Origin of the sequence: Kitasatospora sp. NPDC094028 (genome assembly GCF_049543595.1) — a bacterium.
In the GTDB taxonomy this organism is placed as follows: domain Bacteria; phylum Actinomycetota; class Actinomycetes; order Streptomycetales; family Streptomycetaceae; genus Kitasatospora.
On the sequence record NZ_JBMVFA010000051.1, the window covers coordinates 12,738 to 35,393 of the forward strand.

22 protein-coding genes and 2 pseudogenes are annotated in these 22,656 nt (G+C 72.6%); 12 read left to right on the plus strand and 12 right to left on the minus strand.

Translation table 11 applies throughout. The features are described 5' to 3' along the window. Positions 1–52: 52 nt before the first annotated feature. Together ACPC54_RS39430 and ACPC54_RS39435 are read left to right on the plus strand one after the other, a co-directional pair. Positions 53–883, plus strand: coding sequence for a helix-turn-helix domain-containing protein (locus ACPC54_RS39430; RefSeq protein ID WP_498972101.1), 831 nt, complete (start codon positions 53–55; stop codon positions 881–883). 78 nt (positions 884–961) lie between these two features. Beyond that, the gene (locus tag ACPC54_RS39435; protein WP_498972103.1) at positions 962–1,093 is read left to right on the plus strand and encodes a hypothetical protein; all 132 of its coding nucleotides are present in this window, start codon (positions 962–964) and stop codon (positions 1,091–1,093) included. 107 nt (positions 1,094–1,200) lie between these two features. On the opposite strand, the gene ACPC54_RS39440 is transcribed toward ACPC54_RS39435, so the two are convergent. Together ACPC54_RS39440 and ACPC54_RS39445 are read right to left on the minus strand one after the other, a co-directional pair. After that, positions 1,201–3,426: an MMPL family transporter gene (locus ACPC54_RS39440; protein WP_498972105.1), complete on the minus strand. Its 2,226-nt coding sequence runs from the start codon at positions 3,424–3,426 to the stop codon at positions 1,201–1,203. Between the two features lie 169 nt (positions 3,427–3,595). Then, positions 3,596–5,581, minus strand: a complete 1,986-nt coding sequence (locus ACPC54_RS39445) for an NHL repeat-containing protein (protein WP_498972107.1) — start codon at positions 5,579–5,581, stop codon at positions 3,596–3,598. 171 nt (positions 5,582–5,752) lie between these two features. Between ACPC54_RS39445 and ACPC54_RS39450 the strand changes: the two are divergent. Then, a pseudogene (locus tag ACPC54_RS39450) lies at positions 5,753–5,911 on the plus strand (IS701 family transposase); the annotation flags it as partial. Positions 5,912–5,958: 47 nt separating this feature from the next. Here the strand turns inward: ACPC54_RS39450 and ACPC54_RS39455 are convergent. The 3 genes from ACPC54_RS39455 to ACPC54_RS39465 form a co-directional block, all read right to left on the minus strand. After that, positions 5,959–6,510: a YceI family protein gene (locus ACPC54_RS39455; protein ID WP_498972109.1), complete on the minus strand. Its 552-nt coding sequence runs from the start codon at positions 6,508–6,510 to the stop codon at positions 5,959–5,961. A 563-nt stretch (positions 6,511–7,073) separates the two neighbouring features. Next, positions 7,074–7,460, minus strand: a complete 387-nt coding sequence (locus ACPC54_RS39460) for a tautomerase family protein (protein ID WP_498972111.1) — start codon at positions 7,458–7,460, stop codon at positions 7,074–7,076. 34 nt (positions 7,461–7,494) lie between these two features. Then, the gene (locus ACPC54_RS39465) at positions 7,495–8,106 is read right to left on the minus strand and encodes an isochorismatase family protein (RefSeq protein ID WP_498972113.1); all 612 of its coding nucleotides are present in this window, start codon (positions 8,104–8,106) and stop codon (positions 7,495–7,497) included. A 140-nt stretch (positions 8,107–8,246) separates the two neighbouring features. Between ACPC54_RS39465 and ACPC54_RS39470 the strand changes: the two genes are divergently transcribed. After that, positions 8,247–8,744, plus strand: a complete 498-nt coding sequence (locus tag ACPC54_RS39470; RefSeq protein ID WP_498972115.1) for an ABATE domain-containing protein — start codon at positions 8,247–8,249, stop codon at positions 8,742–8,744. Between the two features lie 19 nt (positions 8,745–8,763). Here ACPC54_RS39470 and ACPC54_RS39475 read toward each other — a convergent pair. Beyond that, a pseudogene (locus tag ACPC54_RS39475) lies at positions 8,764–8,988 on the minus strand (aspartate/glutamate racemase family protein); the annotation flags it as partial. A 119-nt stretch (positions 8,989–9,107) separates the two neighbouring features. Here ACPC54_RS39475 and ACPC54_RS39480 point away from each other — a divergent pair. The 4 genes from ACPC54_RS39480 (at position 9,108) to ACPC54_RS39495 (ending at position 12,525) form a co-directional block, all read left to right on the plus strand. Then, positions 9,108–10,397, plus strand: a complete 1,290-nt coding sequence (locus ACPC54_RS39480; RefSeq protein WP_498972117.1) for an MFS transporter — start codon at positions 9,108–9,110, stop codon at positions 10,395–10,397. Continuing rightward, positions 10,397–11,107, plus strand: coding sequence for an MOSC domain-containing protein (locus ACPC54_RS39485; RefSeq protein WP_498972119.1), 711 nt, complete (start codon positions 10,397–10,399; stop codon positions 11,105–11,107). Before ACPC54_RS39480 ends, ACPC54_RS39485 begins: the two co-directional genes overlap by 1 nt. 27 nt (positions 11,108–11,134) lie before the next feature. After that, entirely contained in the window at positions 11,135–11,611 is a 477-nt protein-coding gene (locus ACPC54_RS39490) for a YybH family protein (RefSeq protein WP_498972121.1), read from the plus strand. Positions 11,612–11,988: 377 nt separating this feature from the next. Next, a complete protein-coding gene (locus tag ACPC54_RS39495; protein ID WP_498972123.1) occupies positions 11,989–12,525 on the plus strand; it encodes a P-loop nucleotide/nucleoside kinase family protein in 537 nt (178 codons plus the stop codon). 701 nt (positions 12,526–13,226) lie between these two features. Here ACPC54_RS39495 and ACPC54_RS39500 read toward each other — a convergent pair. Together ACPC54_RS39500 and ACPC54_RS39505 are read right to left on the minus strand one after the other, a co-directional pair. Beyond that, a complete protein-coding gene (locus ACPC54_RS39500; protein ID WP_498972125.1) occupies positions 13,227–13,781 on the minus strand; it encodes an endonuclease domain-containing protein in 555 nt (184 codons plus the stop codon). 390 nt (positions 13,782–14,171) lie between these two features. Continuing rightward, on the minus strand, positions 14,172–14,858 hold the full coding sequence (locus ACPC54_RS39505) for a hypothetical protein (protein WP_498972127.1): 687 nt from the start codon (positions 14,856–14,858) through the stop codon (positions 14,172–14,174). 104 nt (positions 14,859–14,962) lie between these two features. Between ACPC54_RS39505 and ACPC54_RS39510 the strand changes: the two genes are divergently transcribed. Further along, positions 14,963–15,172 (plus strand): hypothetical protein, encoded by a 210-nt coding sequence (locus ACPC54_RS39510; RefSeq protein WP_498972129.1) that lies wholly within the window; start codon positions 14,963–14,965, stop codon positions 15,170–15,172. A 72-nt stretch (positions 15,173–15,244) separates the two neighbouring features. On the opposite strand, the gene ACPC54_RS39515 is transcribed toward ACPC54_RS39510, so the two are convergent. Further along, positions 15,245–15,448 carry a hypothetical protein gene (locus tag ACPC54_RS39515; RefSeq protein ID WP_498972131.1) on the minus strand — a complete coding sequence of 68 codons (204 nt, stop codon included), beginning with the start codon at positions 15,446–15,448 and terminating at the stop codon, positions 15,245–15,247. A 118-nt stretch (positions 15,449–15,566) separates the two neighbouring features. After that, complete coding sequence (locus tag ACPC54_RS39520) at positions 15,567–15,824, minus strand: hypothetical protein (RefSeq protein ID WP_498972134.1); 258 nt, start codon at positions 15,822–15,824, stop codon at positions 15,567–15,569. Between the two features lie 930 nt (positions 15,825–16,754). On the opposite strand from ACPC54_RS39520, the gene ACPC54_RS39525 reads away from it, so the two are divergent. Continuing rightward, positions 16,755–19,088, plus strand: coding sequence for a hypothetical protein (locus ACPC54_RS39525; protein WP_498972136.1), 2,334 nt, complete (start codon positions 16,755–16,757; stop codon positions 19,086–19,088). 792 nt (positions 19,089–19,880) lie between these two features. Here ACPC54_RS39525 and ACPC54_RS39530 read toward each other — a convergent pair. Continuing rightward, complete coding sequence (locus tag ACPC54_RS39530; protein WP_498972138.1) at positions 19,881–20,255, minus strand: hypothetical protein; 375 nt, start codon at positions 20,253–20,255, stop codon at positions 19,881–19,883. A 116-nt stretch (positions 20,256–20,371) separates the two neighbouring features. Between ACPC54_RS39530 and ACPC54_RS39535 the strand changes: the two genes are divergently transcribed. After that, entirely contained in the window at positions 20,372–21,124 is a 753-nt protein-coding gene (locus ACPC54_RS39535; RefSeq protein ID WP_498972140.1) for a hypothetical protein, read from the plus strand. 744 nt (positions 21,125–21,868) lie between these two features. After that, positions 21,869–22,009, plus strand: a complete 141-nt coding sequence (locus ACPC54_RS39540; RefSeq protein WP_498972142.1) for a hypothetical protein — start codon at positions 21,869–21,871, stop codon at positions 22,007–22,009. 9 nt (positions 22,010–22,018) lie between these two features. Here the strand turns inward: ACPC54_RS39540 and ACPC54_RS39545 are convergent, their stop codons facing one another. After that, positions 22,019–22,642 carry a hypothetical protein gene (locus ACPC54_RS39545; protein WP_498972144.1) on the minus strand — a complete coding sequence of 208 codons (624 nt, stop codon included), beginning with the start codon at positions 22,640–22,642 and terminating at the stop codon, positions 22,019–22,021. Positions 22,643–22,656: the final 14 nt, after the last annotated feature.

Genomic DNA, 22,656 nt, shown 5'->3' on the forward strand with positions numbered 1-22,656 from the left:
GGCAGTCGGGACCAGCGCCCTCGTCATCGCCTGCCCGGCTTCCCACGACCAGGTGATCGTCCTCGCACCGCACCCCTGCCCGCAGGACGACGTCACGCCCGCTCTCACCGCCGTCGTCCAGGAGTCCCCGCAGCGCTACCTCGGCGGCAGCGGCACCCACCAGCTGGCCGACACCGAACAGGCCCGCGCCGACGCCAGCCGCGCGCTGACCGTCGCCCAACGCGTCCCGGCCCGGGTCCACATGTACACCACCACAGTCCCGCTGGCCCACATCCTCGACGCCCGCGCCGACGCCTGGGCCCTGACATACATGGCCCCGCTCCTGAACCTGCCCGAGGACCGCCGCGAGCGGCTCCTGACCACGCTGCGCCTGGGCCTGGACCTCACCCCCGCCGCGGTAGGCAGAAGCCTGGGAACCCACCGCAACACGGTCGCCCGCCGACTCAGCGAGGCAGCCGGGCTCGTCGGCGCCGACCTTCAGGACATCGTCCAGCGAGCCGTCCTCAGCCTCGCACTCGAACTCGAACTCAGAACGCGAGCAGGGCGCACCGCCGAACCCACCAGCATCGGACGGATCCTGCAGACCGACGATGTACGCCGCTGGGTCGAGCACTTCCTCGAACCGCTGCGCGCCGACCGAAGGCCGTTGCTCAGGACACTGACCGCCTGGAGTGCGGCCAATGCCAACGTCGAGGCCGCGGCCGAGGCACTCGGCCTGAACCCGGCCACCGTCCGCGCGCACCTGCGGCGCGCCGAGGAACTGCTGCAACGCCGCCTGGTCACCGGCGCCTTGCCGCATGATATGGACGCCGCCTCGGACGCGGGCGCGCACGACGTCATCCTGGCACTGGCCGTTGTCCGTGGGGTCGTTGACCAAATCTGATCGCTCCATGCCACCGCCGCACATCCAGCCGGTGGGACCTGGCCCGGACATGTCGACCTCGAACGGAAGGGCTTCGCGGTGGCCGGCACCTTCGCCTGCCGTGGCTTCGACACCTGGCTCCCCTTCCGGCTCGTCGGCGGGATCAACAGGACCCGCCCCGACGCCGGCGATCTCGCCGCCGCGCACGCCGTCGCCGAAGGCCTGTCCTGAGTGTCCTGAGTGGCTGAGGCGGGGCCCGGGTTCGGCTCAGGCGTCTCCACCATGACCAGCGCAGATGATGCGCGGGAGTGAGGCAATGGGGCCGGAGGATTGCCGTATCAGGGCTTCTCGCCCTCGCCCTCGGTGTCGATGTGCGGCAGGATCCGGTCCAGGAAGCGCGGGGTCCACCAGGCCGCCGGGCCGAGCAGCGTCATGACGGCCGGGACGAGCAGCAGCCGGACGATGGTGGCATCCACGAGGACGCTGACGGCCAGTCCGAGGCCCATCATCTTGATCACGATGTTGTCGCTGACGATGAACGCCGCGAAGACGCTCACCATGATCAGCGCGGCGCAGCTGATCACCCGGGCGGTGATCTCCAGCGCGTGGGCAACGGCGTCCTGGCTGCGGCCGGTGCGCAGCCAGGCCTCGTGGACGCGCGAGAGCAGGAAGATCTCGTAGTCCATGCTCAGCCCGAAGACGATCGCGAACATCATCATCGGCACGTAGCTCTCGATCGGGACCTTGCCCGAGACGCCGAGCGCCGGCCCGCCCCAGCCCCACTGGAAGACCGCGACCACGACGCCGTAGGAGGCCGCGATCGAGAGCAGGTTGAGCACGGCGGCCTTGACAGCGACGAGCAGGCCGCGGAAGACCGCGAGGATGATCAGGAAGGCGAGGCCGACGACCACGGCGATGATCAGGATCAGCCGGCGCGACACGATGTCCAGGAAGTCGACCTGGGCCGCGGTGTTGCCGGTGACGTAGGTCTTCGCGCCGGTGCCGGCCACCGCGTCCGGCAGGACGGTGTCGGAGAGGTGGTTGACGAGGTCGGTGGTGGCCCGGTCCTGGGGAGCGGAGGCCGGGATGACGGTGGCGAACAGGACGGCGCCGTCCGGGCTCAGCTGCAGCGGGGCGGTGCCGGCGGCGCCGGGCAGGTTGGTGAGGGCCTGCTGCACGGCGCTCTGGACGGTCGGCCGGCTCCCGGCGGGCACGGCGCTCTGGTCGACGACGGCCGTGAGCGGGCCGTTCGAGCCCGGGCCGAAGGCCTGGGACATGAGGTCGTAGGCGCGCCGGTCTGTGAAGTCGGGGGAGTCGGCACTGTCGTCGATGTGCCCGAGCTGGATGGAGAACAGCGGGATCGACAGCACGGCGAGGGTGACCGCCCCGGCGATCAGGTACCTCCAGGGGCGCGCCTCGACCCGCCGGGCGTAGCGGTGCCAGGACCCGTCCGTGTCGTCGCCGCCGGCCTCGGCGACCGGGTCGCGGACGGTGAAGCGGTCCATCCGGCGCCCGATCACGCCCATCAGGGCGGGCAGCAGGGTGAGCGCGCCGAGCACCGCCGACACGACCGTGACGGCCGCGGCGGCCCCGAGCTTGGCGATGAACGAGATGCCCGACACCGACAGCCCGGACAGGGCGACGATCACGGTGCAGCCGGAGACGAGCACCGCCCGGCCGCTGGTGGCCACCGCCTGTCCGGCGGAGGCGACCGGGTCCACCCCGTCCATCAGGTTCTGCCGGTGACGGGTGAGCAGGAACAGCGCGTAGTCGATGCCGACGCCGATCCCGATCATCGTTGCGAGCGTCGGCGCGACGGTCGCGAACGTGGACAGCGCGGCGATCAGCCCCAGCACCCCGAGACCGACCACCGCCGCGAACAGGGCCGTCAGTAGCGGCAGCCCGGCCGCGATCGCGCTGCCGAAGCCCACCAGCAGCACGACGATCGCGACCGCGAAGCCGATCGCCTCGCTCGCGCGGTCGTCCGGCGCCGGCCGCGCCAGCTCGCCCAGCGGACCGCCGTACTCCACCTGGACCCCGGCCTGCCGCAGCGGCTGGACGGCGGCGTCCACGCCGGGCAGGTAATCGGTGCCGAGCAGGGTCGGGTTGGTGTCGAAGCGGACGGTGATGTACCCCGTCAGCCCGTCGGTGGACAGCGGCCCCCCGGGCGGGGCGCTCTGTCCGGGCGGCGGCAGCGGGCTCTGCACCGACAGCACGTGCGGCACCTGCTGGAGCGAGGCGACGGCCTGGGCGATCTGCGGCTGGAAGCCGGACAGCTGGGCCGGGTCGTGCAGCACCACCTGGGAGCTGGTGCCCGCCGCGGCCGGCTCGTGGGCCGCGAGGACGTCCCGGCCCTGCTGCGCCTGTGTGCCGGGGAGCGAGAAGTCGTCCGAGTAGGCGCCGCCGACCGTCTTGTTGGCGGCCTGGACTCCGGCCAGGGCGACGATCCACAGCACGATGACGGTCACCCAGTGGCGCGCGCACCACTCGCCGAGGCGGCGCAGCGCCGCTCGCTGGGCCGGCCGTTCGGTGGCCGAGGCGGCGCGGGGTGCGGACGACGTCATGGGCGGCTCCCGGGACTTCTGCGCGGTGGTGCGGCGGAATCGGCGCAGTGTTCCCGGGCGGGCCGGGCCGGGTACCGGTACCGGCAGGTAGTCGCCCCGACGGCTTCGGCACCCGGCCCATCCGGGTGGCGCACCCGTGGCTCAGGGCCTCCGGTGGGGAGCCGGTGGGTCAGGGGTGCGCGGGACCGCCGAGCCTCGGGGCCGGGACGGGCGCCGCGGCGCCGATCAGGACGACCATCTCGTGGCCGCCCGGGTTGGTCTGGATCGGGACGGTCCGCCAGTTGTTGGCCAGCCAGACGTTGCCGGAGGGGTCGATCTGGACGCCCGTGTTGCGCTCCAGCCCGTCGCTCGTGTAGCCGGTGCCGGCGGGGGAGATGGGCTGGCCGGTGCGGTGGCCGGGCGGGCAGGCGGCGAGGTTGACGCCGCACAGCCGCGCGACGCGCCGGCCGCCGAAGTTGGCGACCCACACGGTGTCGTCGCCGTCGACGGCGATGCCCCAGGGCAGGAAGAGGCCGCCGTTGGTGAACGGCTCGGGCGCCGGGGTGCCGTCGGATCCGATGAACGTCACCGAGGTGCCCGGGCGCGGGCCCGCCTCGGCCCCCACCGCGTTCGCGAGGTCGTCTGCGGAGCCGTTCCCGCAGGGCACGGGCAGGATGCCGCTGTTGCTCACCCAGGCGTTGCCCCGGCTGTCCGTGGCGACGCCCAGCGGCTTGCTCAGGCCGCCGCCGGAGACGGTCGGCCCCGGGGTGCCGTCGGGGGCGACGACCTGGACGGTGTCGCTGCCGTTCCCGCTGACCCAGAGCCGCCCGGCCGGGTCCACGGAGGTGCCGAACGGCTTGCTGAGGCCGGGCGTCGGAACCTCCCGGGCACGGGTGGCGTCGCCGTCCGGGATCCGGGCCACGCTGTCGCTGCCGCAGTTGGCGACCCAGACCGTGCCGGAGCGGTCGGCGGACATGCCCTGGGGCTGGACGATCCCGGCGCCGCGCCAGCCCTGCGGCGGGGAGAGCGGGGCGCCGTCGGGGGCGAACTCGGAGACGCTGCGTTCGAGCCTGGTCGGGTCGACCGGGCAACCGCGGCCCTGGAAGCCGAAGTTGCCGACCCAGGCGCTGCCCTTCGCGTCCACCGTGATGCCGAAACCGGCGCCGTACAGGCCGCCGCCCTGGTAGGGCGCGCCGGGGGCGTCGTGGCCGGTGGGGGTGAACTTGAGGACGGTGCGGCCGCCGCAGGTCGGGACGAGCCGGTCGGCGTCGTAGCCGTAGTTGTTGCTGATCCAGGCGTTGCCGTCGGCGTCGAAGGCGAGGTTGCCGGGGCCGTCGACCTCGTGGCCGTTGCCGTCGTAACGCAGCGCCACCGTCCAGGCGTCGGGGGCGGCGGGGAGCGCGGGGCCGTAGCGGGGCGTGGTCGCGGCGAGGTCGAACAGGGCGGCGGCGTTGTTCCCGGGGTCGTGGGCGATGTCGACGGCGGCCTGGAGGGTGTTGTGGGGCCGGTTGTGGCCGGGGCGGCGGGCCAGGTCGAGCAGTTGGTCGCAGGCGCCGCCGGTGCCCGCGCTGACGCAGGAGGAGAGCAGGTTGGCGAGGGTGTTGAACTCCGCCATCGTCGAGGTCCGGTCCCCGTTGGGCGGGGCGGCGAGCGGCGCGGCGATCTCGCCGGTGCCGGTGTCGGCCAGGTTGTGCGCGACGGCGGCGGCGTTCTGCAGTCCGGGGTAGGTGCCGGTGACGCCGCCCGGGCCGGTGAAGCGCGCGAGGGCATAGGCCGCGGCGACGGTGGTCCGCTCGTTGACGACGAGCTCGGGCGGCGCGGCGGCCCCGCTGAGGACCGCGGCGAGCGTGACCGGGGAGCGCTCGGCGCCGCGCCGCTCCCGCCCGAAGTCGGCGAGCACGTACAGGACGGCGCGCGGGTCCTCCGGGCGGCGGTAGTCGAGCGTGAACCGCCCGTCCGCCGCGCTGCGCGCCCTGCCCAGCACCCGCGGCCGCCCGCCCGTGCCGTCCCCGGCCTGGTACAGCGTCACCTCGGCCCCGCCCAGAGGCCCGTCCCCGCCGCGCACCACCCCGCACTGCTCGGCGGGCTCCCACCCCGCCGCGACGGCCTGGGAGGGCCCGGCGGCGAGCTGGGCGAGGAGGGCGGCGGCGATCAGGACACCGCGACGTCTGCGCATGGGGGCTCCATTCGACGGGAGGAGGTCAACGGGAGCGGAACACACCCCGCCGCCCTCCTACCTGCCACATCCCGTCCCGCCCGCCCGCGACCGCCCCCCGGACACGGCGAAAATTGCCCGGTACGGACGAGGCGGGGCGGGCGCGGATCCCGTGTGACCGGCGCCGCGCACCGGGAACCGAGCCGGGCGGCCGGTGTGCCTGATGAGGTGCCGTTCGCGACGGAGAACGAGCAGTTCCGGTGGATGCTGCCGCGCGCGATCGACGCAGCGGTGCCGTTCGCGTGGGTGACGGCGGACGAGGCGTACGGCCGGGTCAAGCACCTGCGCGTTTGACTAGTGCTCTGACCGCAAAGCAGGCCTGATCGACGCTGCCGGCGTCAGCCCTGCTTGATCGCGGAGATGTCGAACTCCAGGACGACCTTGTCGCCCACCAGGACGCCGCCGCCTTCCAGAGCGGCATTCCAGGTGACGCCGAACTCCTTACGGGAGATCGTGACCGAGCCTTCCAGGCCGACCCGAAGGTTGCCGTAGGGGTCGACGGCGTTGCCGGTGTACTCGAAGTCGATGGTGACCGGCTTGGTGGTGTCCTTGATGGTCAGGTCGCCGGTGACCCGGTAGCCGGTGTCGGACTTCTGCTCGATCCCTGTGGTGCGGAAGGTGATGTCGGGGTAGTTCGGCGCGTCCAGGAAGTCGTTGGTGCGCAGGTGCTGGTCGCGCTGCTCGACGCCGGTGTCGATGCTCTCGGTCTTGATCACGACCTGGCCGGTGGACCTGGCGGGGTCGACGCCGTCCAGGTGGGCGGTGCCTTCGAACTGGTGGAAGGCGCCGCGCACCTTGGTGACCATGGCGTGGCGCGCGACGAACCCGATGCGGGTGTGGGTCGGATCGAGGACGTAGTCCCCGGTGAGTTCGGGGATCGGGACGGTCATGGGCGGTTACCTCCGTAGGGTCACGATCTGGACGACGGCCCGCCCGGATCGCTCCCGACGCACGCTAAAGGACCCGCGGCTTCCAACCCGTCCGTACGCGCGAGGCAGCAGGGGAATGCACCCCGACCGGTGACTTTGAGACCGCCCCGGCCAACCCCGCCCAGCCCCGCACACACCCCGCCCACGGCCAGCGGGCCGCCACCCACGAGGCGACGGCCTCCAGTGCCTTCTCAGGGGCCGACACCTACCCCGGGCCCACGCACCCGCCCGGCCGGGACGGCCTGCTACGCCCACTCCACGCCGTGCTCGGCGAGCTGCGCGAGCTGACCGGGGCTGAGCTTCGCCCGCCTCGCCTTGGCGTTGTTCAAGAATGAACCCAGCGCCACCTGGTGCACCACGACCTGGTCCTCGCCTCCGGGGCCGGCCTCCACGGTCTGGTCCGGCCAGCCGGCGCTGCGCCTGCACCCGGCGGCCGAGTTGCTCGCCCTCGAACATCGTGTCCAGGGGCAGCTCGCCTGGAGCTGCCCCTGCGATGGGACGGGACGTGTGCACCGGGCTCGCCGTCAGGACGAGGGCCCTTCGACGAGCTGGGCGGTGCCGTTGCCCACGGACCAGTCTGCTCGGTCGTTCTCGGTGAGGGTGATCACGATGTCCTCGGGGCGTACCTCGGCGGAGACGTTGTCGGCGATGCGGCGGTAGAGGTCGAGCTTCTGTGCCTGGGTGCGGCCGCGGACGAGGGTGATCTGGATGAAGACCACGTCGCGGCGCTCGATGCCCAGGTAGTGCTCGTCGAAGACGAGTTCGGGTGCGGGGTGGGTGGTGAGGATCTGGAAGCGGTCGTCGGCCGGTATCCCGATCGCGTCGACCAGGGCGCGGTGCACACCGTCGCCGATGGCGCGCAGAGTCTGGGGGGATCGGTCGGACCGGGCGTCGATGCGGACGAGTGGCATGGCGGGCTCCGGGAGGATCAGAGGTGGTCGGGGCTCAGTGGGCGGCGGCTTCGGGTGCGGGGGCGACGACCTGGTCGACGGTCTTGATGGTGGCGAAGCGGCCGGCGAGGGCGAACAGGGTGCGCTCGAGGACGGCTTCGGCGGGGAGGGTGCGGGGGTCGGCGAGGATCTCGTCGGGGGTGCGGCCGGTGGGGGCCTCCCAGTGCGGGATGGGGTTGGTGGCGGTGGCGTCGGCGACGAACGTGACCTGGTAGCCGAGGTCGGCGCCGACGCGGGTGGTGGTCTCGCAGCACTGCTCGGTGCGGATGCCGCAGACGGCGAGTTCGCGGATGCCGCGCTCGGTGAGGAGCTGCTGCAGGTTGGTGGTGGTGAAGGCGTTGATGGACGTCTTGCGGATCTGGGGCTCGCCCGGGAGCGGCTCGCGCAGGCCGGGCTGGTAGACGACCTGGCCCAGCTCGGGGTCGAAGACGCCGCCGGTGCCGGGCTCGGTGTGCAGGCACCAGATGACCAGGTCGCCCTGGGCCCGGGCGTGGTCCACCAGGCGGTTGACGTCGTCGACGATGTCGGGGTTGCTGATGGTCTTCCACAGTGGGTGGGTGCGGAAGGAGTCCTGTACGTCGATGACGATGAGGGCGCGAGTGGTCATGGGGGGTTGACTCCTTGGCGGGGACGGCAGGGCGTCCGCAAGTGGGCCGAAGTTCTAACGGTGAGACGAGACTATTGGCGTTAGATGATCGGCGTCAAGGCACTTTTCTAACGGAAATGCGATCTAGTACCATTAGATCCATGGATGCTGCAGCCTCACCCGCCGTCGACCTGGCCAACACCGTCCACGCCGTCCGCGGCCGCGTACGGGACGGCATGGAGGCCTGGCTGGAGCAGCGCGGGCGCACCGCGGAGCGCGACCGGCTCACCGAACTCCGGGACGCCGTAAGGACGTTGATCGAGGCCGCGGCCACCGGCGGCCACTACGCCCCGGAGGCGGTCGCGGTCGTCAACCGGGCCTCCGCGGCGGCGCCGTCGTGGAGCGAACTCACCGACGGGCCGGCGATCGCGGAGCGGACGGACCCGGCCACCTCGGCCGCCGACGCCGAGATGGCCACCATCGCCCGCGACGCGATCGCGCTGCTCGGGAGCGAGCGCCGCGAGGCCCTGAGGGCCTGTCAGGCCCCGGGCTGTGTGCAGTTCTTCGTCAAGGCGCACGCGCGGCAGGAGTTCTGCGGCCCCGTCTGCAGCAACCGCGCCCGCGCGGCTCGCCACTACGCGCGCCACAAGGGGGCATAGGGGTCGGCAAGGGTCCGCCCCCCGCCGCCTCCACCGCCCGTGCGGAGGGCGCCGGCACCTCGCCCGCCTCGGCCCAGCGCCCCTCGGCCTGGAGGCGCTCGATCTCGGCGAAATCGACCGAGTACGGCACGCACTTCGCGGAGTGCAGCCCGCCCAGCCGCTTCCGCGTCAGCTCGTTCAGCGGCCGGTAGTACCAGGCGGTCGACTCCCGGCTCATGCCGCCGATCGGTCCGATGGTCTTCATCCGCTCACGCTCCACGAGGACACTGGTTATCTAACGATAGTTAGCGGTTGCATCCGTTAGAAGCCTCTGTCATGCTGCTAACGCAGACAGCAGACGGCATCCGTTAGAAAGGCGCGGCCTTGACGACCCTCACCGCTCCGCAACAGACCCGCGCCGTGACCACCCGGCCGGACACCCTCTGGCGCAACGCCGACTTCCTGAAGTTCTGGTTCGGCGAGACGGTCTCGCTGTTCGGCACCCAGGTGAACACCCTCGCCCTGCCGCTGACCGCCGTCGTCGCCTTCCACGCCGGCCCCGGCCAGGTCGGTCTGCTGCGCTTCCTCCAGTTGGTGCCCTACCTCGGCCTGGCGCTGGTGTTCGGCGCCCTGGTGGACCGGATGCGGCGCAAGCGCGTGATGCTGCTGGCCAACGGCGCGCGGCTGGTGCTGATCGGGGCGATCCCGGTGCTGGCCGCGACCCACCGCCTGAACCTGCCGCTGCTGCTGACACTGGCGTGCGCGATCGGGGTGTTCTCGGTGCTGTTCGATGTCAGCTGGATGGCGTTCGTACCGACGCTGGTGCGCGAGCGCGAACAGTTCGTCGAGGCGAACCAGAAGACCGGCGTCACCTCCTCCGCCGCCGACGTGGCCGGGCCCGGCGTCGCCGGTGCCCTGATCGGCGCGCTGGGCGCGCCGATCGCGCTCGCCGCCGACGCGGTCTCCTACCTGGTCTCGCTCGGCACGCTGCTGTGGATCCGCACCCCCGAGGCAGGGCCCGAGCAGCCCACGACGAGACGCGACATCCGGCGCGAGATCGGCGAAGGCCTCACCTTCGTGGCCCGGCACCGGATCCTGCGCGCGGTGGCGCTGGTCGCGCCGTTCACCAACCTCTTCCTGGTCTCGGTCTGGACCATGTTCCTGCTCTACGCCTCGCGCGAGCGCGGCCTGAGCCCGGCGCTGATCGGCCTGGTCTTCTCGGCCTCCTCGGTCGGCGGGCTGATCGGTGCGGCGGCCTCCCGTGCGCTGCTGGCCCGGTTCCGCTTCGGGCGGGTGTACGCCCTCGCGCTCTCGGCGATGTTCACCGGCCCGCTGCTCGTCCCGCTGGCCACCGGGTCGCGCACCGTCGTCCTCGGGCTCTTCATCGCCTCCTTCTTCCTCACCTACCTCGGGCTCGGGGTCGCCAACGTCCTCGGAGTGAGTCTGCGTCAGACCTCGACGCCGGAGCCGATGATGGGCCGGATGACCGCCGCGTTCCGCACCCTGCTGTTCGGCGGCGGCTCGCTCGGCGGCCTGCTCGGCGGGCTGCTGGCCGACGCGCTCGGCGTGCGCACGGCGCTGGCGGTCGTGGCGGTCGCCTCGGCGCTGATGGTGATCCCGGTCGTGCTCTCCCCCGTCAGCCGCCTGCGCGCACTGCCCACCACGGAGGTCTGATGTACGTCAAGGAGCTGTGGCGCTACCCGGTGAAGTCGCTGCGCGGCGAGCAACTGGCGGCGACGGCGCTCACCCCGGACGGCGTGCCCGGGGACCGGGTGGTACACGTACGCCAGCGCGGACGCGTCGTCACCGCCCGCACCCGCCACGGGCTGCTGTCGCTGTCCGGCACCACGGGCCCGGACGGCGAGGTCCTGATCGATGGCCTGCCCTGGCACGACCCGCGCGCCGCGGCCGCGGTACGGGCGGCGGCCGGGGAAGGCGCCGAGCCGGTGTGCTACACCGGCCCCGAGCGCTTCGACGTGCTGCCCGTGACGGTCGCCACCGACGGCGGGATCGAGGCCTTCGGCCACGACGGCCGGCGACTGCGGCCCAACCTGGTCATCGGCGGAGTGCCGGGGGTGGCCGAACGGACCTGGCCGGGCAAGGTACTGCGGATCGGTGACGCGCTGATCGGCGTACGCAAACTCCGCTCGCGCTGCATCATCACCACCATCGACCCCGACGACGGCACCCAGAACCTGGACGTGCTGCGCCGCATCCACCACGAGTTCGACACCCTCCTCGCGCTGGACTGCTGGGTCGGCCGCCCCGGCGCCATCCGCCTCGGCGACCCGGTCGAACTGCTCGACCCCGACGACCTCGACGCCCCGCTGCCCGAGCCGAAACCCGGCGGCTGGATCGTCGGCGCCCCCTACCTGGTCGACTGACCGGGCCCTTTCCGGAAAGGCACAGCCATGACAGACATCTCGTTCGGCCCCGACTCCCGCAACCGCCTGCAGCAGGCAGCCGACCCGTCGCCGCAGGGCGCGCTCGCCGCCCTCGAATCCTTCTACTACGCCCTGAACCACCGCGACCTGGACGCCCTGCGCGCCACCTGGACCACCGGCCCGCTGGCCCAGCTCAACAACCCGCTCGGCGGCATCCTGCGCGGCGGGCCGGCCATCGCCGCCCTGTACGAGAAGGTCTTCGCCGGCTCCGCCAACGTCCGGGTGACCTTCGGCGACGTCCTCACCTACACCGGCCCCGACCACGCCGTCTTCGCCGGCCGGGAGACCGGCACCTACACCGCCCCCGACGGCACCACCGCCCCGCTGCACATCCGCACCAGCCGCTACTTCCGCTACGAGGACGGCAGCTGGCGCCAGCACCATCACCACGGCAGCATCGACGACCCCGCCGCCCTGAGGGCCTATCAGGACGCCGTCCGATGACGGCCCGTCAGCCCCCGAGCAGGTCGACGTTGCCGTTGTCAGGTGTGTCCACATCACGGGAGTCATGAGGTTCGAGGGGGGTGTAGTTGGGATGTGGGGTGGTGTGTGGGCTGGGGTCCTGTGGGTGGGGTGAGAACGGGAGATGGCCGCGCTGGTATCCGCCCCGGCCGATCCGTGGTGGGAGACGCGGGTGCTGCACGCCAAGCTCTACCCGCCGAAGACACGGGTGTGATCATGGCTGGTGCCTGGGGGTGCCTCGTGGATCTTGGCGGACGACGACATGGCGGGTCGCTGGGCCGTGCGAAGAGGCTAGCCCGTAGCCGACGGTCTGAGAAAACTGCTCGCCCCGGGCTTCTGTGGGCTGCCACCATCGGGCCATGGCGACGCTGTTCCTGATGGTGGGCCTGCCCGGCGCCGGGAAGACCACGGAGGCCCGTCGACTCGCCGGGCGGTACCGCGCGGTCAGGCTGAGCCCCGATGAGTGGATGATTCCGCTGTTCGACGGACTCGAGGCCGACGGCAAGCGGGACGTCCTTGAGGGGCGGCTGCTGACGATCGGTCTGGAGGCGCTGCGGGCGGGCGCCGACGTGGTGGTGGACTTCGGCTGCTGGGGACGGGACGAGCGCACCGCGATCCGCTGGCTGGCGCAGTCCGCCGGCGGGTCCTGCCGGATGGTCTACCTTCCGGTCGACCCGGACATCCAGCGCGCCCGGATCGCCCACCGCTGGGCGACGATGCCGCACGAGACCCTTCCGATGACCGAGGACGACATCCTCGACGGGCACGCCCACTTCGAGGAGCCGGACGCGGCCGAGCTGGGCGGGCGGACCCTCGACGCGCCCCCACTGGGTTGGGCCGACTGGCACGCCTGGGCCGCGTGGCGCTGGCCCTCGTTCGCCTGGCAAGGGGAGTGAATCTCGGACCGGGGTTAGGTGTGACCTGTTGGTTGTGTTGGGCGTGAAATGGCCCTATAGGCCAGATTGTCTGGACCTTTGGTTGGACCTGTTGGGGGTGTGCGTGGGGTTGATGCCGTCCGGGGTTTGGTGACTGTGTGTGCTGGCGGGGTGGGGTCGCGGGTCGGGTCGGGCCAGGCGGGGGCTGGTGGGGTTTTGTGGGTCGGTTTTCGGGGTGAATTCCACCGGGTATTCCGTGCGGTTGTTTTGGCGGATTGGTTGCTGGTGGTGTTCTGAATTCGGGTTGGAATTTCGGTGGCTGGGGGTGGTGGCGGGGTTGGTGTTCGGTTTCGTGGTGCCGGGCTGGGCCTTGTTCGCCGTGCTCGTGGGTGCGCTGGATACAGTGGCCGCTGCCCCGGTGCAGGCGAGGGGGACGATGTGAAGCGATGGCAACGCGGTGCGGTGGCTGCTTGGGCGGTGCTGGTGGTCGGCGGGTATGCCGTGACTGTCCTTCTCGGAGGCACGGCCGATGATCCACGGCCTGCAGGCCCGCCGACCGTTCAGACATCACCTGCCAAGCGGGTCCCGCCCCTTCCCTGCCCGACCAATGCCGTCTGTGCTGCAATATCCCTGGAGAAAATTCATGGAGTTCCACCGAGCGGCGGTTTCACCTGTCGGTGCGCCGCGACCTGGACGGCCCCTCGTGGTGCCGGCCGACTTCGTCACCGGCCTGCCCAGGGGATTCGAGAGCTGTCTGCGCGCCGCGCGGGAGGCAGTTCATCGCCGCGGACCCGTCCGAAGTTCACCAGCAGATCCTTGGAGTCGAGCCGCCTGTTGCGCTCGATCCATCCTCGGGGAGCGGTCCGTCCGAACGCGCTGGCCGGGCTGAGGACCAGCGCGTGAGCCGGTGGGCTCGCCAGATAGCGCATGAACGCCCACATGCCCGGCTCAGGGAAGGTCCAGGGTGCTTCCGGGCTCTCCTCGTACGACTGGAGGTGCACGTTGCAACCGCGGCAGAGGAGCCCGCGGATCCACTGGGGATCACCCACGGCCCCTTGGTGGTCATGGTCGATGACCAGCGGACCGACGAGGACTGGGGCCCTCTCGCAGACGGAGCAGCGCGCGCCGCAGATTCGGAACAGCGCGTTGTAGTCGTCGCAGGTCAAGCCGTGGATCTTGTGGTTGCAGCTTCGGATCCCCGTGTCCGGATGCACCGCTCGTACCTGGACATGGCGTTCGCAAGGGCAGTCGTCCGGGTGCACCGCGCTTCCGCTCACGCGGCACACCTCCAGGACGACCAAGATCAGAGACCTCAGCCTGTCCCGGCCGGCTGCGGCCGTCGACGACCTTGCGCCGAACGCAGCGTGCCGCAGGCATGTCCCCGGCCGAATCCCGCAGGCACCGCGCGCCTTCGCCCGGGACGGCCGGGCCGCGCCCGCTACGCTGCTGCCGGTGCCCGCCGGACCCAAGACGCACAATCCGGGCCATCACCGGCGGGCACCGCGCCGCCGTCGGCCTGGGACAAAGTTGAGACACCCCTGTCCCAGCACGCCCGTTACGCCCGATTCGCTAGGACAGTCCCACCCTAAAACCCCAGGTCACGACACTCTGCGTCCGGACCTGGGACAAGGGTGGGACAGCCGACCGCAACCGGCCGCCGGCCTTCGTCAGGACTCCCGGAACCGGACCAGTGACGGGTGCTCCACGGCGTCCGGATCGGCCCGCGGGTCGTAGACGGCGAGTCCGGCGGCCCGCACCCGCTCGGCGATCCGCAGCCACTCCCGGTGGTCCGCCTCGGAGGTGAGCACCGAATGGTCGACGTTCGGGTCCTCCAGCGCCAGGCCCCGGACGCGCTGGAGCTGCTCCAGCGCCTTCTCCGCTGCCCGGTCGATCTCCGGCGGTGCCATCCCGTCCGCGTCCCGGCACACCAGCGCCCGGTGGAAGAGGTCCGTCTCCGGGTGGAGCACCAGTTGCTCGTCGGCCGGGCGCAGCCAGCGGGTCGGGATGGTGTGGGCGACCGTGCCGGGGAACGTCAGGGCCTGGCAGTCGGCGTCGGTGACGATGCCGGTGATCTCGTACTCCTGGCCTTCGGCGAGGTCGAGGGCCGCGGCCTGCTCGGCGGTCAGCCGCAGCGCGACGCGCCCGGCCGGGACGTCCCGGCTGACCACCACCATGTCGGGTTCCTCGCCGAAGCCGGTCACGGTCACCGTGATGCGCCGGCCGCGGACCAGGTGCAGCTGCATGTTCGCCCGCCACTGTTCGGGCGTGTCTCCTGGACGGCGCAGCTGCTCCGGGAGCCGCTGGGGGATGCTCGCGATGTAGGTCTCGCCGACCACGATGTCCCCGGTGCGCATCGCTGTCTCCTCGCCCGTGCCTGTATCCATCGTGCCGGGCCAGCGACCTTCGGTGCTCCGGGGCAGGCGCGGTTGAGGCACACGAAGCTGGAAGACTGGTGATCATGACCGCCGACCGGCGCCCCCTGTGGCAGCCCTTCTCCGAGCCTTCCACCGACCAGCCGCCGAGCGAGGAACGCGAACGGCTGATCCCGGTGGAGCGCTCGCTCTTCCAGGAGCCGCCGTCCTCGGAGCCCGATCTCCCCCGCCAGAGCGCCGCCGGTGCGCGCAGGCCGCTCGGTCCCGGAGGACTCACCTTCACCACGGCCGGTTAGTCCGCTCACCACCAGGTCACAGCAGTGGCCCGCCGCCCCCGGCAGGGAGCGACGGGCCACCGGATCGCATGGCTACGCCTGGAACTCCTTGCTCCTGACGCCGTAGAACGTGGCGTTCGCCGGCCGGACGGTTATCCTCCCGAACTCGTCGGCCATCTCGCTGAACCCGGGGCTGCGCCGCACCACGCCGAGGAACTTCTCCAGCGCCTCCTTGTCGTCCCACAGCTCCTGGACCGTGCTGATGATCAGCGACTTGATGTTCTCCGACTCGCTCACTGCGTTCCCCCCGGTCGTTGGACAGGCGAAGCCCTACCAGTCGGTGATCGCCAATGAACACGAAGTCAGCGCGGGCTGCGGCCGGCCGACTCCAGACCGAGCACGCGGGCGGCCTCCATCACGCGGCCAGCACCGGCAGCTCGCTCTCGAAGTCGCCCAGCACCGAGGAGGGCATCGCTGCGGCCACCGAGCACACGGTGACCAGCCCGATCTGTTCGCCCATCACCAAGACGGGCAGACCGTCAGCGACCACGCTGCCGGCGACGACGTCGGCGCCGAGGTCGTACGCCAGTTTCTCGTCGAGCTGCCCTTCGCCACCCGGGACAACTTCCCGTCCGGAGGCCCGCTCCACAGCGTCGGCCGCGCGCTCCAGCACCGCGCGGTGGCCGGCCTCCGACTGTCGGGCCGCGAGCTCCCCGCACCCACTCGGCCGCCCGGTGCCCCACCTCCGACGTTTCGGCAAGCAGCTCGTTCACCGCCTGCTGCTCCCGCTGCTCCTGGTCCTCGTCCTCGGTGGTGGGCCCGGCGGCCTCCGGCAGGACGGTCATGTTCGTCATGACCGGTGAACTCACCAGCACCGTCAAGGACACGCAAGGCCGGTGAGTTCCGCCCCGCAAGGCCGGTGAGTTTCGCCCCGCCAAACTCCCCACCGCAGGTCAGCCCCTACGCGGCTGTGCACCGCACCCCGCGCATCCCGCACCTGCGCGTGGCGCCGGCCGCCGTCCGCGCACGGCCGCGCACCGCACTCCGCAAGGCCGGTGAGTTCTCCTCCGCACCCGGTGAGTTTCGTCCCGCCAGACCGGTGAGTTTCGCCCCACCAAACTTTCCATCGCAGGTCAGGGCATGTGCGGGGCCGCCCGCACCCGGCTCCGGTCCTTCGCACCGCCCAGCCGGGGGACCGGACCCAGGACCCGGCCCGAGCACCCGGTCCGCACCGGATGCGCATCCGCCCCGCACCCCCCCTGCGCATGCGCAACGCGGTCCGTCGCGCACGCAAGTGGTCCTTGCGGGCCCGCGCAGAGCGAGCCGGACCGGCCTTGCGGAGCGGCCCGCGGCGAAGGCTGGCTCCCCGCTGCACCGACAGGCCGTGCCGCACCGTGCGGCGCCCCGGCCGGGACCGCCGGCGGTGCAGCACCAGGCCGTGCTGCACCCTGCTGCACCCTCCGCCCGGAGTACAGCACCGCCCCGGGACAACCTGGCCGAGTGCGCTGCAGAACCCCCTTGTCCCCGCCTCCAAGGTCCAGAGATTCGCCCCGCGAGGCGAAACTCCCGCCAGGCTGCCGACCTTGATGGCTACGATCCCGGGATGGACAGCGCCCCGCCGACCGCCGCCACCGACCAGCCGGCCGACGACGCGGCCCCTGCTCGGCAGTGCGCCCGCCCCGGCTGCTCCAACCCGGCGCCGAAGGGCCCGACCGGGCGCCCGAAGCAGTACTGCTCCCGATCCTGCCGTAGCAAAAACGACCGCGCCAAGGCCAAGGCCCGCGAAGCAGCAGCCGAGGCTGCTGCACCGCCGGCTGCTCCGGACGCTGCACCCGGTCCCGCCGCTGTACCGCTCGATGCTGCACCTGCTGTACCCGACCCGGGCGCTGCACCGGACCACGCTGCACCTGCTGCCGCCGTCCAGGCCGGGGACGACCGCTGGGGCGAGGACGGCCAACACCTCCTCGGCCTCGCCGACGCGCTGCGCCGCAAGCTCACCTGGTTCCTGGAGGAGACCGAGACCGGCGACCCGGTCGCCGCCTTCATGGAACTGGCCCTGCGGCTGCCCGGCTACAGCCACCGCGTCTACTCCGCCGCCCAGGAGATCAGGGACAAGACCCGCTGGCCCGACCTCACCGAGCGCGAACGAGTCAACCGCCGCATGCGCGAGCGGATCGACATCTGGGACAACGACACCGCCCCGGCCGACGCCGACCAGGACGACGGTTCCGCCCCGCGAGGCGAAACCCCGACCGACGGCGACGACCAGGAGCAGCCCGCCGCCGCGGTGCCGGCCACCGCCGACCTGGCCCCGCCCGCCGGGCCGGTGGCCCTGGAGGAGGGCCTGATCGACGCCGACGCCGCCCCGGTCCTCCGCCGACCGGCCGGTGCATCTTGTGAGGCGTCTTCTCTGACACCTTGTCAGGCACCGTGTGGAGCACCGACCCGGGTGTCTTGTGAGCACCTGATGATTCGCCGCGGAACGGTATCGCCCCCAGGTCAGAGCCTATGTGGGGCGGTCCGGACACCGCCCGGCGAGCAACTGCCCGCCACCGGGCCGCCCCCGGACTCGTTGAACCGCCGTGAGCAATCCGTCGTCCACCCGGCGCGCTGTCGGCCCCCCAACGCCCCCCAGGCCGCCCACAGCCGCCCTGGGCGGCCCCGCACGCCGCCTCGGACCCACCCGCCCGCCCGGACGCCCAGCGGCCCGCCGAGCAAGCCGTCGACGCCATCGCCGCGCTGCGCCACGTCCGCACCCCGGCCGCCGTCCTCGAGTCCGCGCTCCACCTCGCCCAAGCCCTCCTCGACCGGCCCGGCGAAGACCCGCTCCTCCTGGAGGCCGCCGAGGGCCTGGCCGCCGTCATCCCGCAGTACCTCGCCGCCGCCCGTGCGCCCACGCCCACACCACCGCCCACCCGGCTGCGCACTGTCCCGTCCCCGACGACCGGCAGGACCGGCACCCTGGCGGGCTGAAAGCCAGCGTGCCGAAGCCCGGCTGGAACTGTCCGCCTCCCGCAGCCGGCCCGCGCCCGCCGACCGGGACCTGGGCCGGGCGATCCTGGACTCGCCGCTGGTGCGCGGCGCGATCTGGCTGCGCTGGACCGGCGACGAGAGCGTCCGCACCCTCCACCACGGCGCAGGCCTGGCCCGCGGCTGGATGGAGAAGGACGTCGACGGTCTGAACGGCTGGGTCGCCGTGGTCGAGGGCCGGATCGTCGTCGGGACCGGACCGGACGGCCAGCCGCAGCCCCTCGTGCACGCCGAGACCTGGCAGGCCGGATCGACCCTGCACGCCGCGCTCGCTCAGCACCCCGCCGACGACGACCAGGCCGACGACATCGACCCCGGTGGCCGGGAACACGAACTGCTCGGCGACGTCCGCCGCCGGGTCCGCAGCCAGGCGTCCGGAATGACCCTGGAGAGCACCGAACAGGCACTGGAACAGGCCCGGTTCGAGGAGCGCCGCGCCGACCGGCACACCGACGCCGGCCACGAGTCCGCCGCCGCCACCGCGGCCGACGCCCTGGCCGAGTGGCAGCGCCTGCACGACCACATCACCAGCACCGGGGCGCAGCGCTACGACCAGGACCACGACGTCGACCTCCAGCAGGCGCTGCGCGCCGCACGCCACTGCCGCGACATCGCCGACCGCGCCCGCGAGGCCACCCACCAGGCCCACCGGACCACCGACGTCGCCCACCGCCGCCTGGCCGGCACCGCAGCCCAGCCCCTCTACACCGCCCTGGAACGCGCCGGGCTTCACCACCTAACCGAAGACGACCACCAGGCCGTCCGCGAACTCACCAACGCCCTCGACCCCGCCACGCTGCGCCAGGTCATGGGCTGGCTGGAGCGCACCCGTGCCGGGGCCATCGCGCTGCGCGGTGCCGCTCCGGCGCCTGCTGTCCGGCCCGTCGTACGGCGCAGCCGGTACTGACGGACCGTGCGCCCGCACCCGGCCAGCCGCTCCTTGCTCAGCCGCCCGGCGGCTTCCAGCTCACCGCCCCAGGGCCCGAGCGCGGCCAGGTGGGCGCGGCGCTCTGCCCGCACGGCCACCAGCGCGCGCTGCGCCTCGACCAGACCCAATCCCGCGCCGGGCTACGCCTTGCCGCGGCCGGGGGATGGCCGGGGTGGTGTGGAATGCCGCCGGGTGTCGTCGGATCGGCGGGTTCAGCACTGCCAGAGGAGGGTGGCCTGGGCGCAGGGTTCGCAGGCGAAGGCGTAGGCGCAGCCGTTCTGCACCTACTTCCGCGGCATCTGCGGCACCGGGGCTGTCGGGCGTCAGCCCTGGCCAGGCCTGCCATCGGATGCCCCACGGCGCCCCTGCAGGTCGTGGTACGCGCCGTCTCCGGGCCCTGCCTGACACGCGCCGACCGGCTGGACCAACGACTGCGCGTGTCCGTAAGCGGGTTGGTCCAACCCGATCAGGTTCTTCACCGGGAGTTCGCCGTGTCCAAGCCGCATCACCGTGCCGTCGCGCCGGTCGAGCCCAAGCCGACCCTGAGCTCAGCGAAGGAGGCTGCGCGCCGCGCAGTGTTCAGCCTCGCGGGTGTTGTCGGGCCAGTCGTCCTCGCCACTGTCGAGTGGTTGACGAGGTCCGGCTGACCCTCATGCGGGCGGTTGCTCAGTCGTGGGTAGGCCCACGGCCGAGCATGGGGGAGGCCCTTGCCGACCACAGGGCCTGCAGCGCCGCTCGGGCCACCCCTTCGCCGTTCCCGCGCCGACCGCCCTACGGCTCGGTCCAGCCGCACGCCCGCCCGCTGCTGCCGAGTGGGTGCCAGATGGGGGAGGCGGGGCCGCGCTGGGTGAGGTCTTCGATCCGGGTGGCGCGGGCCGGGACGGTGGTGAGCATGTGGGCGACGGCGGGGTTCTCTTCGGCGGCGAGGCGCAGGTCTGCCACCGCGCCGCGGACCCCGGAGGCGGCCGTGCCGGCCAGGACGACCAGCAGCCGGGGGAAGGAGCGCCAGCGCCGCTCCCACGCCCGCCCGGCCCCGTCCTCGCCGTTCGCTGGTCTGGGGGTGGCGGCGGGGGCTGGAGAGGGGTGGTTGGAGAGGGCGGGGCGTGCGGGTCGGGAGCGGGCTTGGCGGAGCCGACGCGCACACACTGGGGAGGCCGGTCCGCACCCGGACCCCCGAGCGGGCAGCGGACCGGCTTCGAACCGAGCCGCCAGTGCCTTGGGCGGTGGCTTCGGTGTCCGTGGTGGGTCGTAGGGTGCGGCGGGTGACGACTTCCGACTCGTACTCCGGTCTGCCTGTGCCTGAGGTTCTGCCAGATCCGTGGGTGGTGGTGCGGGGGACGGACTGGTTGTCTCTGGACACCGGGTTCGGGCCGGACGAAGAGGTGCCCCGGGTGCTGGCCCGGCTGCTGGGTCCGGACCTGACCGTGGGGGAGACCAGGCAGGCTCTCGGTGACCTCGGGCTGCGGCATCAGAACACGATCTACGAGGCAACCGTGCCGGCGGCGTTGTGTATCGCGGCTGTTCTGGCGCGCCGAGCGGCGCAACATTCCGGGGCGGCGGACGGGGTGTGCGTGCTGCTGCTGGAGTGGCTGGCAGGCGTCGCCTACGACAGCGACGACGCCTGCGTGAAGGCCGGCCAGCAGTACGTCGACGAGGACTACTTGGAGGGTTACCCGGCGATGGCCGCCGTGCGTGCCCTGAGGCCGGTGCTGTACCTGGCCGTCGCACCGTTCCTCGACGACCCCGACGCAGCCGTGCGCGATACTGCGCTGTCCGCCGCCCTGGCATTCGCCGAACACCCCGGCCTGGCCGGGCACCGTGACCACCTGGGCGAGCGCGCCCGCCGCCTCCTGCTCGCCAGCGACACGCGATGGCGCCGCCGGCAGGCCCTTGACGCCCTGACCGCCTGGGGCCATGACACCAACGGCCTTGCCCAGCCCGGCGACGACGACCGCAGCCCCTACGTCTCCGGCCTGTCCTGGGGCGGCGGCTGGGAGGGGGATCCGCCCTTCTGACCGTCAGACCGGGCCCGCGGGCACGAGCCGGGGCGTACGGGGGAAAATCGGGCGGTCGTACAGCCGTTCCGCCGACAGCGGGTGTGCACGGCAGCCACGCTCCGGTGTTTGAAGCGGCGGATACCGGCCCCAGCCCAGCGCCGACCCGCGGACACTCGTCCGACCGGGCCGGACCGCTACGCCGGCTCCACGCCGTGTCCAAGTGAGCTGCGCGGGGCGGCCCGGCGTCAGCTTCGTCGCGGGCGTTGTTCAAGGATGAACCCGGCTCTGCCTGGTGCGCCACGACCTGGTCCTCGCCGCCGGTGCCGGCGGTGTAGGCGAGGTGGGCGGCGGGCCGGTACACACCGCCGCCGGCGGGCAGCTCCGGGTGGGGGGAGGAGGTCGAGCGGGCCGCAGGCCTCGCCGCGGGCGCGGGCGTCGGTGACGAAGGCGGCGTGGATCCGGCCGACGTCGAGCAGGTGCTCGCGCCCGTGCCGCACCGCCGGTTTCTCCGAGCCCGGCACCGGGACGCCCGGGCGTAGGGCCTCGGGGAAGGTGGCGGTCACTGCGGAGCCGGCCGCGGTGAGGTGCCAGGCCTTCGCCCGGCCGGCCTGCGGCAGGGTCACGAACTCCGCCAGCCCTCGCGGAGAAAGAGCCGGCCGACCGGACGGTGCACTGGTGGCGCCGAACCTGGTCCGGCACCGCCGTCCGGTCCGGCCACCGGCCGCCGCCGCTGTCTCGTCGCCGCCTTGCTGCCGTGCCCGCTTGCCTACCGAGGCCGCCGTCCTGTCGCCCCTGCCGCCACCCTGCTGCCGTGTCCGCCTGCTGGCCGCCGCAACTGCTCTGTTACTGCTGCGCCGCCGTCCCGAGCCGACCCCGCTGACCACGCTGCTCGCGGGGCTGTGAGGGTGCCGTTCAGCGGGGCGCCCGGACGTCCTCGCGTACGGTGGCCACCTCGGCGGCGAGGGCGTCCAGGTCCACGCTCTCCGGCCTGACGCCCTCCCGGAGCGGCTCGCTGACCACTGCCACGGCGGAGGTGTCCGCCCAACTGCACTCCGCCCGGGTGGAGTCGACGTTCCACAATCGCACCAGGACGATTCGGCACAGCAACGGATCCCGGGTGCGGGGCGGCGTGATCGTCCGCGGGCCGACGATGAAGCCCTGGATCCTGTTGCGCTGGTCCAGGACGTCGAGGAATTGGTCGCGCGCCGTCACCGGGCTCAGCACGGTGCCGTAGACGCCCGTCACCCCGATCGCGAGCGCGCCATCGCGGTCCTTGGGCGCCGACAAGTACCAGCCGAACACCGGGCTGGCGTTTTCGACCTGGTCCGCCATGACCTGCCCCAGCTTCGGGTCGACCGGTACCGCGTCGTGCGAGCGGGTGTAGCGGCCGTGCCCCAGACTCTCCGGCAACGCCAGCCGGTACGGTCGCACCTGATCGTCCTCTGGCCGGCCACCGGCACCGCCGTTCCCGCCGCTGCATCCGCTCACCACGGCCGCCGTCGCCAGCATGGCCGCGACCCACCCCAGGCGATTCACTTCCGACTCCTTGT

Bases quoted from the DNA above. Each gene is read 5' to 3' on its own strand.
- ACPC54_RS39440 (WP_498972105.1), bottom strand. From the start codon at position 3,426: ATGACGTCGTCCGCACCCCGCGCCGCCTCGGCCACCGAACGGCCGGCC.
- ACPC54_RS39445 (WP_498972107.1), bottom strand. From the start codon at position 5,581: ATGCGCAGACGTCGCGGTGTCCTGATCGCCGCCGCCCTCCTCGCCCAG.
- ACPC54_RS39455 (WP_498972109.1), bottom strand. From the start codon at position 6,510: ATGACCGTCCCGATCCCCGAACTCACCGGGGACTACGTCCTCGATCCG.
- ACPC54_RS39460 (WP_498972111.1), bottom strand. From the start codon at position 7,460: ATGCCACTCGTCCGCATCGACGCCCGGTCCGACCGATCCCCCCAGACT.
- ACPC54_RS39465 (WP_498972113.1), bottom strand. From the start codon at position 8,106: ATGACCACTCGCGCCCTCATCGTCATCGACGTACAGGACTCCTTCCGC.
- ACPC54_RS39470 (WP_498972115.1), top strand. From the start codon at position 8,247: ATGGATGCTGCAGCCTCACCCGCCGTCGACCTGGCCAACACCGTCCAC.
- ACPC54_RS39485 (WP_498972119.1), top strand. From the start codon at position 10,397: ATGTACGTCAAGGAGCTGTGGCGCTACCCGGTGAAGTCGCTGCGCGGC.
- ACPC54_RS39490 (WP_498972121.1), top strand. From the start codon at position 11,135: ATGACAGACATCTCGTTCGGCCCCGACTCCCGCAACCGCCTGCAGCAG.
- ACPC54_RS39495 (WP_498972123.1), top strand. From the start codon at position 11,989: ATGGCGACGCTGTTCCTGATGGTGGGCCTGCCCGGCGCCGGGAAGACC.
- ACPC54_RS39505 (WP_498972127.1), bottom strand. From the start codon at position 14,858: ATGCGCACCGGGGACATCGTGGTCGGCGAGACCTACATCGCGAGCATC.
- ACPC54_RS39510 (WP_498972129.1), top strand. From the start codon at position 14,963: ATGACCGCCGACCGGCGCCCCCTGTGGCAGCCCTTCTCCGAGCCTTCC.
- ACPC54_RS39525 (WP_498972136.1), top strand. From the start codon at position 16,755: ATGGACAGCGCCCCGCCGACCGCCGCCACCGACCAGCCGGCCGACGAC.